General features: G+C 56.9%; 12 protein-coding genes. 1 reads left to right on the forward strand and 11 read right to left on the reverse strand.

All coding sequences use genetic code 11. The features are described from left to right. Positions 1-35: 35 nt before the first annotated feature. From C1Y43_RS01935 to otsB, 10 genes are all read right to left on the reverse strand, one after another. Positions 36-1,697, reverse strand: a complete 1,662-nt coding sequence (locus C1Y43_RS01935; protein WP_104186809.1) for a methyl-accepting chemotaxis protein — start codon at positions 1,695-1,697, stop codon at positions 36-38. A gap of 172 nt (positions 1,698-1,869) precedes the next feature. Then, positions 1,870-3,543 (reverse strand): methyl-accepting chemotaxis protein, encoded by a 1,674-nt coding sequence (locus C1Y43_RS01940; protein WP_104186810.1) that lies wholly within the window; start codon positions 3,541-3,543, stop codon positions 1,870-1,872. A 172-nt stretch (positions 3,544-3,715) separates the two neighbouring features. Further along, positions 3,716-4,213 carry a chemotaxis protein CheW gene (gene cheW, locus C1Y43_RS01945; RefSeq protein ID WP_021506278.1) on the reverse strand — a complete coding sequence of 166 codons (498 nt, stop codon included), beginning with the start codon at positions 4,211-4,213 and terminating at the stop codon, positions 3,716-3,718. A gap of 22 nt (positions 4,214-4,235) precedes the next feature. Then, the gene (cheA, locus tag C1Y43_RS01950) at positions 4,236-6,227 is read right to left on the reverse strand and encodes a chemotaxis protein CheA (protein WP_168714941.1); all 1,992 of its coding nucleotides are present in this window, start codon (positions 6,225-6,227) and stop codon (positions 4,236-4,238) included. 10 nt (positions 6,228-6,237) lie between these two features. Beyond that, a complete protein-coding gene (gene motB / locus C1Y43_RS01955; RefSeq protein ID WP_021506280.1) occupies positions 6,238-7,269 on the reverse strand; it encodes a flagellar motor protein MotB in 1,032 nt (343 codons plus the stop codon). Next, positions 7,266-8,153, reverse strand: coding sequence for a flagellar motor stator protein MotA (gene motA / locus C1Y43_RS01960; RefSeq protein ID WP_021506281.1), 888 nt, complete (start codon positions 8,151-8,153; stop codon positions 7,266-7,268). Before motA ends, motB begins: the two co-directional genes overlap by 4 nt. Before the next feature lie 133 nt (positions 8,154-8,286). Continuing rightward, positions 8,287-8,865, reverse strand: a complete 579-nt coding sequence (gene flhC / locus C1Y43_RS01965; protein WP_021506282.1) for a flagellar transcriptional regulator FlhC — start codon at positions 8,863-8,865, stop codon at positions 8,287-8,289. Further along, complete coding sequence (gene flhD / locus C1Y43_RS01970; RefSeq protein ID WP_058769677.1) at positions 8,865-9,215, reverse strand: flagellar transcriptional regulator FlhD; 351 nt, start codon at positions 9,213-9,215, stop codon at positions 8,865-8,867. Before flhD ends, flhC begins: the two co-directional genes overlap by 1 nt. 1,028 nt (positions 9,216-10,243) lie before the next feature. After that, complete coding sequence (gene otsA, locus C1Y43_RS01975; protein WP_021506284.1) at positions 10,244-11,680, reverse strand: alpha,alpha-trehalose-phosphate synthase; 1,437 nt, start codon at positions 11,678-11,680, stop codon at positions 10,244-10,246. Beyond that, the gene (gene otsB, locus C1Y43_RS01980) at positions 11,677-12,465 is read right to left on the reverse strand and encodes a trehalose-phosphatase (protein ID WP_021506285.1); all 789 of its coding nucleotides are present in this window, start codon (positions 12,463-12,465) and stop codon (positions 11,677-11,679) included. The genes otsA and otsB overlap by 4 nt, the downstream gene beginning before the upstream one ends. A gap of 358 nt (positions 12,466-12,823) precedes the next feature. Here otsB and umuD point away from each other — a divergent pair, with 358 nt between their 5' ends. Beyond that, positions 12,824-13,255, forward strand: coding sequence for a translesion error-prone DNA polymerase V autoproteolytic subunit (gene umuD / locus C1Y43_RS01985; RefSeq protein WP_021506286.1), 432 nt, complete (start codon positions 12,824-12,826; stop codon positions 13,253-13,255). On the opposite strand, the gene C1Y43_RS01990 is transcribed toward umuD, so the two are convergent. Continuing rightward, positions 13,252-14,157, reverse strand: a complete 906-nt coding sequence (locus C1Y43_RS01990) for a LysR family transcriptional regulator (protein WP_058769675.1) — start codon at positions 14,155-14,157, stop codon at positions 13,252-13,254. The genes umuD and C1Y43_RS01990 overlap by 4 nt on opposite strands. Between the last annotated feature and the right edge of the window lie 38 nt (positions 14,158-14,195).

A 14,195-nucleotide genomic window follows, 5' to 3' on the forward strand; every position in this document is an offset into this window, starting at 1 on the left:
TCCCGCTGCGGGAGAGGGGACGATTCAGGCAATGATTAAAACGTTTCCCAGTTTCCTTCACTCACCGGGGCCGTAGCGGCTTTACGCACCGCCGGCGGTGTCGTGGTCAGGGGGGGACGCACAGGGGCCGCTGCCGACGCGCGCGGAATGCGGAACACCGCCACCGACTGGCTCAGGCGGCTGGCCTGCTCCTCCAGCGAGGCCGCGGCGGCGGCCGACTCTTCTACCAGCGAGGCGTTCTGCTGCGTGACGCGGTCCATCTCGGTCACCGCCTGGCCCACCTGGTCGATGCCACGGCTCTGCTCATCCGAGGCCGAAGCGATTTCGCCCATGATGTCAGTCACGCGCGTCACCGCACCGACGATATCCTGCATGGTGTCACCCGCGGTACCGACCAGCTGCGAACCGGCATTAACCCGGCTGACCGAATCGTCAATCAGTCCTTTGATCTCCTTCGCCGCCTGCGCGCTGCGCTGCGCCAGGTTACGCACCTCGCCCGCTACCACGGCAAAACCACGGCCCTGCTCCCCGGCGCGCGCCGCTTCGACCGCCGCGTTAAGCGCCAGGATGTTGGTCTGGAAGGCAATGCCGTCGATCACGCTGGTGATATCCGCGATCTTCTTCGAACTGCCGGCGATGTCATGCATGGTGCGCACCACGCCTTCGACCACGTCGCCACCTTTGCGTGCGGTCTCCGACGCGCTGAGCGCCAGCTGCGAGGCCTGCCGGGCGTTCTCGGCGTTCTGCTTCACCGTGGCGGTGAGCTGCTCCATGCTGGCCGCGGTCTGTTCCAGTGATGCCGCCTGCTCCTCGGTGCGTGCCGAGAGATCGTTGTTACCGGCGGAGATTTCGCTGGCGCCGGTAAAGATGGCGTCCGAGCCGTCGCGTACGTTGCCGACGGTGTGCACCAGCGACTGCTGCATTTCATGCAGACTGCTGGCCAGCTGGCTCATTTCGTTACGCCCTTCAACGGTGATGGCCTGCGTCAGATCGCCTGCGGCAATATGGCGAATGTGGCCGAGCAACTGATGCAGCGGCTGAATCAGCACCGTGCGCAGGCCAAACCAGCAGGCGACGATTACCGCGATCACCATCACGGCGACAATCGCCAGCAGCCACATCATGGTGTGGAAGGCACGCTGGTTCTGCGCCACGCCCTCAGCGGCTAAAGCACTCTGCGCGCTGCGCCACTCTTCATAGGTGGCTTTCATTTTGACCTGTTTGGCTTCGATGTTCTGATCGAACATGCCCTGCAGATCGTTGGCTTTCAGCCGGGCCAGCATCGCCTTCAGGCCGTTATTGAACGCGGCATAATCCGTTTCCAGCCGGTCGCGCAGCGCATCAGACAGTCCCGGCGTCGCTGGCAAATCGTAATAACGCTGATAGTGACCGGCCGCGGTGTCGAGCTGTTTCTCCGTCTGCGCGATCAGTGCATTAAGCTGACCGCCGTTGGTCTGTGATGCCATGCTGCCCTGCATGCGCAGCATGGCGCGGTTGAGCACGGTACGGGTTTGATTGAGTTCAATCCAGGCATCGGACATGGCAGCGACGTTATTACTTGACGTTTGTGCCACAGCAAACGCCTCTTTATCTTTTTGTAATGCCGACCAGAACAGCCCGCCGGACAGTAATTGCATAGCACCGAACACCAGCAGGACGGCGATCAGGCTGGTGACGACGTTGATTCGTTTTAACATGGTGTCTCCAAAAAGGGGGTTACGCCCTGTTTATCGACCGCTGCGCTGAATATTTGAGAGGGTTTACCGGACTTTACGAGGGATAATGCTGAATTAAAGCTTTTTTACAGCGTTTTATAAGTAAAGAAAGCAGCTGATGCGGGAGCGGCGCGTTGTCCGCTCCCGTTTCAGCTTAGAACGTTTCCCAGTTGGCGTCGCTGACCGGCGCGGTCAGCGCTTTGCGTGGCACGCTGGCCTGCGGCGGGGCGATTTGCGGATGGCGCACACCCGTGCTGCTGACAGGCTGAGCGCCACGTGGAATGCGGAACACCGCCACCGACTGGCTGAGACGGCTGGCCTGCTCCTCCAGCGAGGCCGCCGCCGCCGCCGACTCTTCCACCAGCGAGGCGTTTTGCTGCGTGACGCGGTCCATCTCGGTCACCGCCTGGCCGACCTGATCGATACCGCGACTCTGCTCGTCCGATGCCGAAGCGATCTCGCCCATGATGTCAGTGACGCGCGTCACCGCATTGACGATTTCGCCCATGGTATTGCCCGCCGTGCCGACCAGCTGTGAGCCGCTGTCAACGCGACGCACCGAGTCTTCAATCAGCCCTTTGATCTCCTTCGCCGCCTGCGCGCTGCGCTGGGCAAGGTTGCGCACTTCACCGGCCACCACCGCGAAGCCGCGGCCCTGTTCCCCGGCGCGCGCCGCTTCGACTGCGGCGTTGAGCGCGAGGATGTTGGTCTGGAAAGCGATACCGTCAATCACGCTGGTAATGTCGGCAATCTTCTTCGAACTGCCGGCGATATCGTGCATGGTGCGCACCACGCCTTCGACCACTTCTCCGCCTTTCTGCGCGGTTTCCGATGCACTGAGCGCCAGCTGCGAGGCCTGCCGCGCGTTCTCGGCGTTCTGCTTCACCGTGGCGGTGAGCTGCTCCATGCTGGCCGCAGTCTGCTCCAGCGACGCCGCCTGCTGTTCGGTACGCGCCGAGAGATCGTTATTGCCGGCGGAGATTTCGCTGGCGCCGGTAAAAATGGCGTCCGAGCCGTTGCGCACGTTGCTGACGGTGCGCACCAGCGCCTGCTGCATCTCCTGCAGCTTGCTCGCCAGCTGGCTCATTTCATTACGTCCTTCGACGGTGATGGTCTGGGTTAAATCGCCCTGCGCAATGTGTTCAATGTGCTGGATGCTGTCGTTGAGCGGCTTAATCAGCACCTTACGCAGGCCGAACCAGCACAGCACGATCACGCCCACCACCAGCGCCAGTACCAGCCCCAGCAACCACATCATGTGCTCGTAAGCGGCGCTGTTCGCCGCCACGCCGGCCGCCGTCAGACGATCCTGATCGGCGCGCCATTGGGTGTAGTTTTCCAGAAAGGCACTTTGCGTCGGGGCCACCGGTACTTTTCCGGCTGCGGCGGTATCGTTGTGCTGCAGTACCTGCTGCATCTCAGCCAGTGCGCTGGCGTAAGCTTTATAGGTCTGTTCCAGCTGCTGATTGAGCTGCAGATTCTGGCCCGGCGTGTCCGGCGTGTTTTTAAACAGCGTGAATTTGTCCTGCGCCGTCTGCTGGAACGTCCTGCTCTGCCCGAACAGCGTACTGATGTCAGCTTCGGTGCCGGTCAGTTTACTGGTGGCAATACGCAGCTGGATACGCGTCAGGATCACGCGGCTTTGGTTAAGGCTCATGTAAGCATCATTGATGGCGGCAATGTTTTTGCTCGCCAGCTGAGAGGTATTGAAACTTTTTTTGTCGTCACTCAGCGCTTTGAAAAACAGCGAGCCGGAAGCCAGCTGCAGTACGCCAAACACCAACAACACCAGCAACAGGCTGGTCACAACGCGGATTTTCGTAAACATAGTTTGCCCTGGGAAATGAAGAAAAATCGTGCAATACAGTTATCGACCTGGCGGCGGGAATATTGAGCGAGGGCAGGAAATATTTGTGGTCTTTGCTATTGATTTATAAAGGTTTAATAAAGGATGTAATAGTCACGGGCCGCATCAGCGACCCGTGACTCTCTGCGAACGATTATGCGCTACGCAGCGTATCCACCAGCGCCATCTCTTCACTGCTCAGCAGTTTTTCGATGTCGACCAGAATCAGCATACGCTCGCCCAGGGCGCCGAGACCGGTGAGGTACTCGGTCGACATGGTGACGGCAAATTCCGGTGCCGGACGGATCTGATCCTGCGTCAGCGACAGCACGTCAGACACGCCATCCACCACGATGCCGACCACGCGATGCTCAAGATTCAGCACGATCACCACGGTGTTTTCGTTGTACTCCACGTCCGGCTGCGAGAACTTCACGCGCAGGTCGATAATCGGCACAATCACGCCACGCAGGTTAGTTACGCCCTTGATGAACTCCGGCGTGTTAGCGATACGCGTTACCTGATCGTAACCACGAATCTCCTGCACTTTAAGGATATCGATGCCGTACTCTTCGTCACCGAGGGTGAAAACCAGGAACTCCTGGCCGACGGTTTCGCCGGCGATTTTCGTCACGGTTGCCATGTCAGTCATTTTTTTACCCTTTCGTTATCTGTTACGCTGCGGCACCGGCCACACGCTTCTCACGGTTCAATGATTGCAGTGCCGATACGTCGACAATCAGCGCAACGCTGCCATCGCCGAGGATGGTGGCGGCGGAAATGCCCGGCACTTTGCGGTAGTTGCTTTCCAGGTTCTTCACCACCACCTGATGCTGACCAATCAGCTGATCGACCAGCAGCGCATAGCGACGTCCTGCGCTCTGCAGGATCACCACGATGCCCTGCGTGGCGTCGGTTTTGGCGTTCTGCACGTCAAACACGTTCCACAGCTCAACCAGCGGCAGGTACTCGCCGCGCACTTCCAGTACGCGCTCGCCACCGGCCAGCGGTTTCAGCTCTTCAGCCGTGGGCTGCAGTGACTCCATCACCGCGTTCAGCGGCAGGATGAACACTTCGTCCGCCACGCGCACCGACATCCCGTCGAGGATCGCCAGCGTCAGCGGCAGCAGAATGCGAATGGTGGTGCCTTTGCCCTGCTTCGAGGAGATTTCGACGTGACCGCCCATCTCCTGGATATTACGTTTCACCACGTCCATGCCGACGCCGCGGCCTGATACGTCGGTCACCTGTTCGGCGGTCGAGAAGCCTGGCGCGAAGATCAGCATGCCGACTTCTTCATCGCTCATGCTGTCGCTGACCGGCAGGCCGGATGAGAGCGCTTTCGCCAGGATACGTTCACGGTTGAGGCCGGCACCGTCATCGATCACTTCGATACAGATGTTGCCGCCCTGGTGTTCCGCGGACAGCGTCAGATTGCCGACCGCCGTTTTGCTGGCGGCCAGCCGTTTTTCCGGGGTTTCGATGCCGTGGTCGAGGCTGTTACGCACCAGGTGCGTTAACGGATCGATGATGCGTTCGATCAGGCTCTTATCCAGTTCGGTTGAGCTGCCGAGCAGCGTCAGTTCAACCTCTTTGCCCAGCTTGCTGGCCAGATCGCGCACCAGACGCGGGAAGCGGCTGAACACGTACTCCATCGGCATCATACGAATCGACATCACCGATTCCTGCAGGTCGCGGGCGTTACGCTCCAGCTGACCCATGCTGTTGAGCAGGTCACCATGTGCCACCGGATCCAGCGCACCGGAGCGCTGCGCCAGCATCGACTGGGTAATCACCAGCTCGCCGACCAGGTTGATCAGCTGGTCAACTTTTTCCACCGCCACGCGAATACTGCTGGATTCGCTGCTTTTGGCGGGCGCGGCAGCACGCTTGCTCTCACGCTTCACCGCCGGGGTAATGTCGGTGACGGTCGCCGTTTGCTGCACCGGCGCTGCGGCTTCGGCCTCTGCGACTGGCGCGGCGGCAACGGCGGCGGGTGCGGCGTCCTGCGGGAACTGAATCTGCGCTTCATCAATCACGAAACACAGCACCGCCACGATATCGTCTTTGCCGACACCGTCGATGGTGGCTTCCAGCGAGCTGGCGCCTTTCACCACATCGGTCAGGGTGCCGAGGTTGCCCAGCTCTTCCAGCAGCAGATCCGGCTCTTTCTCTTTCAGATTGATCAGCTGCAGGCGCAGGCCGCTGCTGGCGGGCGCGGCAGGTGCTGCCACGTCGGCGAGCGCCACCACCGGTGCGGCGGCTTGCGGGGCTATTCCTTTGGCTTCCAGCGCCAGCTGGCGCAGGGCTTCACAGATGTAGTTAAAGCTTTCTGCGTTTGGCTCCTGCGCGGTTTTATAGGCATCGAGCTGTTCCTGCATAATATCTTTGGTTTCCAAAAACAGGTTGATGATGTCGGTGCTGAGCTGCATTTCGCCACGGCGCGCACCATCCAGAATGTTTTCCAGGATGTGGGTGGTTTCCTGTAAAACCGTAAAGCCAAACGTACCGGCTCCGCCCTTAATGGAGTGGGCGGCGCGGAAGATGGCATTCAACTGCTCGGAATCGGGCTCCTGGGGATCCAGTCCCAACAGGTGTTGCTCCATATCCGCTAACAGCTCATCGGCTTCATCAAAAAACGTCTGGTAAAAATCGCTGATGTCCATGCTCACGGGATCACCTCGGCTGTGAGGGTTGGTCTGGTGTCACCGCGCTGGCGGCGGGCGGTGCCGCTGCCGGCGGATTCGCCGCGGCTGCCGGTGTGGCCGGTGCTGCGGTAGAACCCGTGGGGGCAGTTGGCGCCGCCGGACCAGCCGGTGCGGTAATGCTAGGTAAAATCTGCGCCGGGTCACTCACCTGAACGGCATCGCTCTCGGCATTCTCTTTTTCAATCGCCGCTTCGGTGTCATGGTTCAACACCAGCAGGCTGATACGACGGTTCACCGCGTCGTTGGCGCCGCGGTTTTTCAGTTTCATGGTGTCGGCCATGCCGACCACGCGCAGCATTTTGCCGCCGTCCAGCCCGCCCGCCACCAGCTCACGGCGTGAGGCATTGGCACGATCCGCCGACAGTTCCCAGTTGCTGTAGCCGCGATCGCCGCTGGCGTACTGGAAGTCATCGGTATGGCCGGACAAACTGATTTTGTTAGGAATATCATTCAGCAGCGGCGCAATGGCGCGCAGGATATCGCGCATGTACGGCTCCACTTCGGCGCTGCCGGTTTTAAACATCGGGCGGTTCTGGCTATCGATAATCTGAATGCGCAGCCCCTCTTCCACCATGTTGATGATCAGATGCGGACGCAGCGCTTTCAGGCGTGGATCGGCCTCAATCAGCTGGTCGAGTTTTTCACGCAGCCGGTTCAGGCGAATGTCATCCAGCTGGCGCTTTTGCGCATCCATATCGACCTGTTTTTGCACTTCGCCTTTCTTCTGCGTCGGATCATCGCCGCCGCCGGGAATCGGACTTTCGCTGTCGCTGCTACGCTGACCGCCGGTCAGGGCGACCTTGAGCGGCGTTTTAAAATATTCGGCAATCTGCACCAGCTCCTGCGGATTGGCGATCGAGATCAGCCACATCACCATGAAGAACGCCATCATCGCCGTCATAAAGTCGGCATAGGCAATCTTCCATGAGCCATGGCTGCCTTCATGCTTTTTATGTTTGCGCCGTTTGACCAGCACAATCGGGCGATTACCGTGCTTCATGAAGGCGTATCCGAAGTCTGCTTAGCCGGGTTTTTCGCGTTACGCACGTGCTCTTCCAGCTCGGTAAAGGACGGACGCTCGGTGGAATACAGGGTTTTACGACCAAACTCGACGGCGATCTGCGGCGCATAACCGTTCAGGCTGGAGAGCAGCGTGACTTTGACGCACTGCATCATCTTGGTGGTTTCCGCGCACTTCTGGCGCAGCACGGAAGCCAGCGGCGAAATAAAGCCGTAAGCCAGCAGAATACCGAGGAAGGTTCCCACCATGGCATGCGCAATCAGCGCGCCCAGTTCTGCCGCCGGGCGGTCCGCGGAAGCCAGCGCGTGCACCACGCCCATTACCGCGGCGACGATACCAAACGCCGGCAGGCCATCACCGACTGCCGCTAAGCTTTGTGCTGGTACTTCGCACTCGTGTTCATAGGTTTCGATCTCTTCATCCATCAGGGCTTCGATCTCGAAAGCATTCATATTTCCGCTCACCATCAGACGTAAATAGTCGGTAATAAAATCCACTAAAGGTTTATCGGACAAAATACGCGGATAGTTAGCGAAAATTTCGCTCTGGCTGGGATCTTCAATATCGCGTTCCAGCGACAGCATGCCCTGCTGACGTGATTTCGCCATCAGGCGATACAGCAGCGCCATTAAATCCATGTATACGGCTTTGTTATATTTTGAGCCGCGCATTAACAAAGGCAGCGCTTTTAGCGTCTTTTTAATCGATTTGCCGTTGTTGCCCACCAGAAACGCACCAATGCCGGCGCCGCCAATAATCAGCAACTCCGACGGCTGGTAAAGCGCGCCCAGATGGCCACCTACCATCATGTAACCGCCCAGCACGGAACCGAGGACTACGATATAACCCACAATAATCAGCACAAAAACATCCTTACGTCCGTAACGTGTTGGTGGAAGTTAAGCCAGAGAGCCGCAGGTGTTATTCACAGGGTGTGGGCAAAAAAAAAGCAGCGGTATTAACCGCTGCTGGATGCTTTCCACGATGCGAACAAACTTAAACGGCGCGTTTAACCTGTTCATCCAGCAGTTGTGGAAAGGTATCGGCAGAATCTGCAGAAAGTTTACGTCTTTTTACGGCACGTGATGGCGGCTGGCACAGGCTGCAAACAAAGCTGCCCGGCGGCTGATGCGCGTGGTTGATGAAGCTTCCGCCACAGCATTTACAGTCAGACAATTCCAGCATGCCACTTTCAACAAATCGCACCAGGGTCCAGGCGCGGGTCAGCGCCAACAGCGGGCCCTCGTCCGATTGCGGACACTGCTCAAGATACAGGCGATACGCTTTGATAACCGCCTCTACGCCACTGCTCAGCCGGGTTTTCAGCAGAAACTGCCAGGCGTTGCAGAACATCGACGCATGAATATTTTGTTCCCAGGTCATGAACCAGTCGGTAGAGAATGGCAGCATGCCTTTCGGTGGTGGGGCACCACGCAGCTCTTTGTACAGTTTAATCAGGCGACCGCGGCTCAGCTGGGTTTCACTTTCCAGCATCTGCAGTCGTGCGCCCAATGTAATCAGCTCCATTGCCAGCTGAATATCACGCGCTTCCTGAACGATACTTTTTTCGGTCATTATACCGCCCTCTTTTTAGCAGAGGCATCGTCTTTCGATGCGCTGCGCAATAAACGGCTGGATAATAAAATACCGGTGTGGATTTGCTGCAAATCATCCACACGTGATTCCTGCGTTAAACGGTTAATAAGATTGTGATCGGTAAAGCGGAACTGGCAAACCAGTTGATTGGTTTCCGCTAATTTTACCATCTCAGGTAAAGTCAATTGCTGCAATGCATCCGCCATTGGCTCATCGATACCTAAACGAAACATTGCTGAAGCTTTTTCCTGGTTTATCAAACGCTGTGCAAGCAATAAATATGACAGATTGATGTCATATATGTGTTTTAGTAATTCTGATGTACCCATTTTTTTCCATCCTGATAGACGCGACATATATACGGCCACAGAATTAAGTGTTCTATGGTTCGGGTTGCTGGTTGGTAAATCTAAAGATGGCAAAAAATAATCAGGCATAAGCCAACGCGTACTGAACTGTTTCACTTCCCACCGGGATATTGATCAGTAGTAGTCAAAACTCCAGGCCAATCTTTTCTTGAGTTGTAACCATCTTCCGTGACGTCTGCTTACAGTTTTTTAAGACTAATCCGAAAACAAGGCAAATCTATATCGTCTGATTTCGACATACAACGTGATTGGTATGAAATTTTAGATAAAGTGTGATCTACGTCACACTTTTAAGGCAAATTTTTCAAGTGAAGCTTCAGTAATGCTTTTCTGTTGTTCTTTTTTTGAGCGATTTTGAAACGTTTCGCTAATATTTCACAGGAAAAGTCTGAATTTTGAAGTGTGTCGCAGATCGCCGCCATGGGACGATCTTTTATCTGCTGCGTTGGCTTTAGGCAAAGACAAGCCCCCGAAATAAACCAAAAAGGCAGCATAAAACACCAAAAATGGCTGTAATTATTCGCTTTTAAATTAATCACTTACAGGGAATATTGCCATGCAGGACTAATGGCGCTGTGCTAGCGAAGCGTGAAGAGTGGATGCAGCGCGCTTGTGGTGTGTAAAGAGTTTGTAGGGAGGGTTTAGCGAGTCACAAGGGATGTAACAGCACGTTACATTAGCAATATGAATGAATTGACTAACTAACACACTGATGTATTAGAACTATCGGCCTGGCCAGCCAAATCTTTAGGGTCGGAAGAAAAAATTCAGCGTTTCAGTGATTAACTGACTTAATTTTAACCAATTCGTGCGTTTTTTGGTGCCGGGTCAGCGGGTTAGCGCTTAACAAAATGAAATCGATTTCATCCGGTGAGGGTATCGCGTGAAAACGCTACGCAGCATGGTCCTGCCTGCGTCGTCTGACGGATACCTCTCCCGCGTACGGGAGAGGCATTGCCTGAGGGGAAAATCGCGCCTTGCGGGGCTAATTACGCCAGCTTCTGAAACGTCGCGACCTTGTTATCGCTACCGTGGCTGGCGCTGCGTGCCGGCAGCGTGTTCAGATCGTTCAGGAAGCTTTCCCGCCAGTGCGAAATGTCCTGCTTACGCAGTACGGCCATCATGTCGTTATAGCGCGAGATACGCTCGGTGCGCGGCATGGTCAGTGCGCGGTCCAGCGCCGCCGCCACATCATCACGATCGTACGGGTTGACGATTAGCGCAGAAGTCAGCTCGTTGGCCGCTCCGGCAAAGCGCGACAGCACCAGCACGCCCGGATCGTCCGGATCCTGCGCCGCGACATACTCTTTCGCCACCAGGTTCATGCCGTCACGCAGCGGCGTAACCAGCCCCACGTCGGTCAGGCGGAAAATCTTCATCAGCAGACGGCGGTCAAAATGCTGGTTGAGATAATAGAGCGGCGTCCAGCCCAGCGTGCCGTATTTACCGTTAATGCGCCCCGCTTCCGTCTCCAGCTGGTGACGAATATCCTGATAGGCCTGCACGTCGCCGCGCGAGGTCGGCGCAATCTGTGAGTAGCGGATTTTGCCGCGGTGCTGCGGGAAGTTTTCCAGCAGCGCTTCATAGGCAAGGAAACGCTCCGGCAAGCCTTTGGAATAGTCGAGACGCTCACAGGCGATAATATTCTGCAAATCGCCCAGCTCACGCTTCATCGCGGCCATCTTCGGTGGCAGCGGCCCTTCCGCCATCTCTTTAATGCTGTCCGGCTCGATACCGATGGGGTAAACCTCGGTCATAAAGGTGTTGCCAAAGGCGCGATGCTTCTTCTCGCCTTTATTCTGCAGCTGCGTCAGCTGGCTCAGGCTGTCGAGAAACGCCACGCGATCGGATTCTGTCTGGAAACCCAGCAGATCGTATTCACACAGCATTTCCAGCAGTTCCTGATGCGGCGGCAGCGCATTGAAAATTTCCGGCGTCGGGAACGGGATATGCAGAAAGAATCCGATTCGGTTATTGATGCCCTGTTTACGCAGTTCAGCGGCAAACGGCAGCAGGTGGTAATCGTGGATCCACAGGATATCGTCCGGCTTGATCAGCGGTTTCAGCCGCTGCGCCAGCAGGGTATTCACGCGGCAGTAGCCTTCCCAGGCTTCACGCTGATACTGCACCAGATCGAGGCGATAGTGGAACGCGGGCCAGATCACCGTATTCGAAAACTGGCAGTAGTACTGATCGTAATCGTTTTGATTGAGGGGGAATGAGGCATAGGTAATGCCGTCTTGTTCGATCTGGGTAAGTTCCTCATCTTCTTCACCGGAAAACTCACTGATCTCTCCGTTCCAGCCAAACCACAATCCTCCGGTGGTCTGCAGCGCATCCAGAATGCCGACGGCGAGACCGCCTGCGTTGGTTTTGCTTCCATCAGGAATAGCGATACGGTTAGATACGACGACTAAACGACTCATAACCTAAACTCCTTACCGACGTTGTCATGTTCTAGTTGTAATAATAGTTGTTCCAGCCAGTGCCAGACCGCTGCCACATCGGGCAGACGATAGCGCGCCTGGCTTGGACCTTCACCGACCTTGACCGAGATGCCGTGCATGGCATTGACTGCAAGAAAGCCTTTCTCATCGGTCAGATCGTCGCCCACAAATACCGGAATGCGACCGGTAAATGGCGCTTCCTGCATAAATTCGCGTACCGCAGCACCTTTATCGATGCCCTGCGGTTTCAGTTCCACCACACATTTACCTGGCTGCAGCGCCAGCGCCGGAAAGCGGGTTACCGCCTCTTCGGCCAGCTGCATGATGGCGTTTTCATATTCTGGCGCGTTGCGGTAGTGCAGCGCAAAGGCCATGCCTTTCACTTCCAGCAGCGTACCGGGCCACTGGTCAAGCGTCTGCTGCAGTTCAACCTGCAGCGTTTGCGCCACCTCATCGGGCAGCGACTGACGATGCAGATGTCCGCTGGCATCGCGGCGCTCAGCGCCATGCACGCCCGCTGCCGGGGCTTCCAGCGGCGCGACCAGCTCATCCAGCTGGCTGATCGGACGGCCGGAAACCAGCGCCAGCGCGCCGTGACTTAAATTAGAAATTTGTTGCAGATGCTGGCGCACCGATGCGGGGATGGAAACCGATTCGGGCTGCGACTGAAGCGCGGCCAGCGTGCCGTCAACATCAAAAAAGAAGGCGTAAAGTCCGCCACTTAGCGACGGCAGGGTGCTGTTCTCATTAACCGCAGGGGTCACGTCTCCTCCTGTATCTGAACGTAAACGGGCAGTCTGTTCGCAGGCAGGCAGGAAGTGAGGAGGTTTTTCCGTAAACACGGGAATCGAAAGGGTAACGCTCCAGAACTAAACGAAATTTTCATCAACACTGCAACCGCACTACAAACATCGGCAACATTAAGTGTAGACAACAATTGAAGTTTCGCCAGACGGGCGCACAGAGTGCTTAGCGAAGAGTGCACTTTTCAGCGGTTTGCGCGGCAAAAAACTGAATTCTGCTGTTTTTCATACGCTTCGCTTTTTTTACCGCGGGCAGACTTGATCATAGCAAAAATCGCCTGATACTGTATATAAAAACAGTATCTATGGAATGTTCGCTATGACGCGTTTCTTTTTGCCACAGCTTTCACCGCCTTCGCGCTCCCGCCCGCTATTCCTTGACGCGGTGCACGGCGGTTTCCCCTCGCCCGCTCAGGACTACATTGAGCGCCAGATTGATCTCAATGAGCTGCTGGTGACCCGCCCCAGCGCCACCTATTTTGTACGCGTCGAAGGCGACTCAATGCGCGATGCCAATATCCGCGAAGGTGACCTGCTGGTGGTCGACAGCTCACTCAATGCCCGGCACGACGACATCGTGATCGCCGCCATCAACGGCGAGTTCACCGTCAAGCGGCTGCAGACGCATCCCTGCGTACAGCTGATGCCGATGAATCCGCGCTATCAGCCCATCCGGCTGCGTGAAGAGGAGGAGCTGGAAATTTTTGGCGTGGTGACGTTTATTATTTACGCCGCACGCGTCCAGCGTTAGCGCATCGTTTCGGCGCGGATCATCTCAATCAGCCGGCGTAAACCCGGGTGCAGCTGGCGACGGTCGGGGTAATACATCACCAGCGGTTCGTCTTCACTGCACCAGTCCGTCAGCACGCGCACCAGCTGCCCGCTCGCCAGCTGCGCCTGTACATAGCGCTCCGGGCAGTAGCCGAGACCGTAACCGCCGGCGACCGCATCAATAATCATGTCGCTCTCATTGAGCGTCAGCGTGCCCGGCACATCGACCTCATACGCCACCTTGCCCTGCGCCAGCGGCCACTTATACAGCGTGCCATTGCCAAGGCGCATGCGAATACAGCGATGGTTGCGCAGATCGTCCGGATGCTGCAGCGGCGGCGCGTCGCGCAGGTAATCGGGTGACGCCACCACGATCCAGCGCAGTTTGGGCGTCAGCGGCATGGCGATCATATCTTTCGGTACGCTGGCGCCGTAGCGGATCCCGGCGTCATAGCCGCTGCCGATGATATCCACCAGATTGTTATCCACCGTAATTTCCAGACTGAGCTCCGGATAGGTCGCCATAAAGCGCGCCAGGATCGGCCGAAACAGCAGCTGCCCGGCATCACGCGGGATGTTCAGCCGCAGTCGGCCGCTGGGTGATTCGCGGTACAGGTGCAGATCGTTCAGCGCCAGCTCAATCTGCGCAAAGCCGGTTTCCAGATGGCGCAAAAAAGCGGCACCGGCGTCCGTCGGCACCACCGCCCGGCTGGTGCGGTTGAGCAGGCGCACGCCAAGACGCGCTTCAAGACTGCGCAACGTGTGGCTGATGGCCGACGTGGTGACCCCCAGTTCCAGCGCGGCGAGGCGGAAGCTCTTGCGCCGGCAAATCAGCAGAAAAACATTCAGATCGGCCAGTTCATTACGTTGCAGGGCGGGCATTTTCGTATCTCCTGACTCATTGCCACGTTGAATCTGAT

Source organism: Pantoea sp. ICBG 828, assembly GCF_002928355.1.
Classification (GTDB): Bacteria; Pseudomonadota; Gammaproteobacteria; order Enterobacterales; family Enterobacteriaceae; genus Pantoea; species Pantoea dispersa.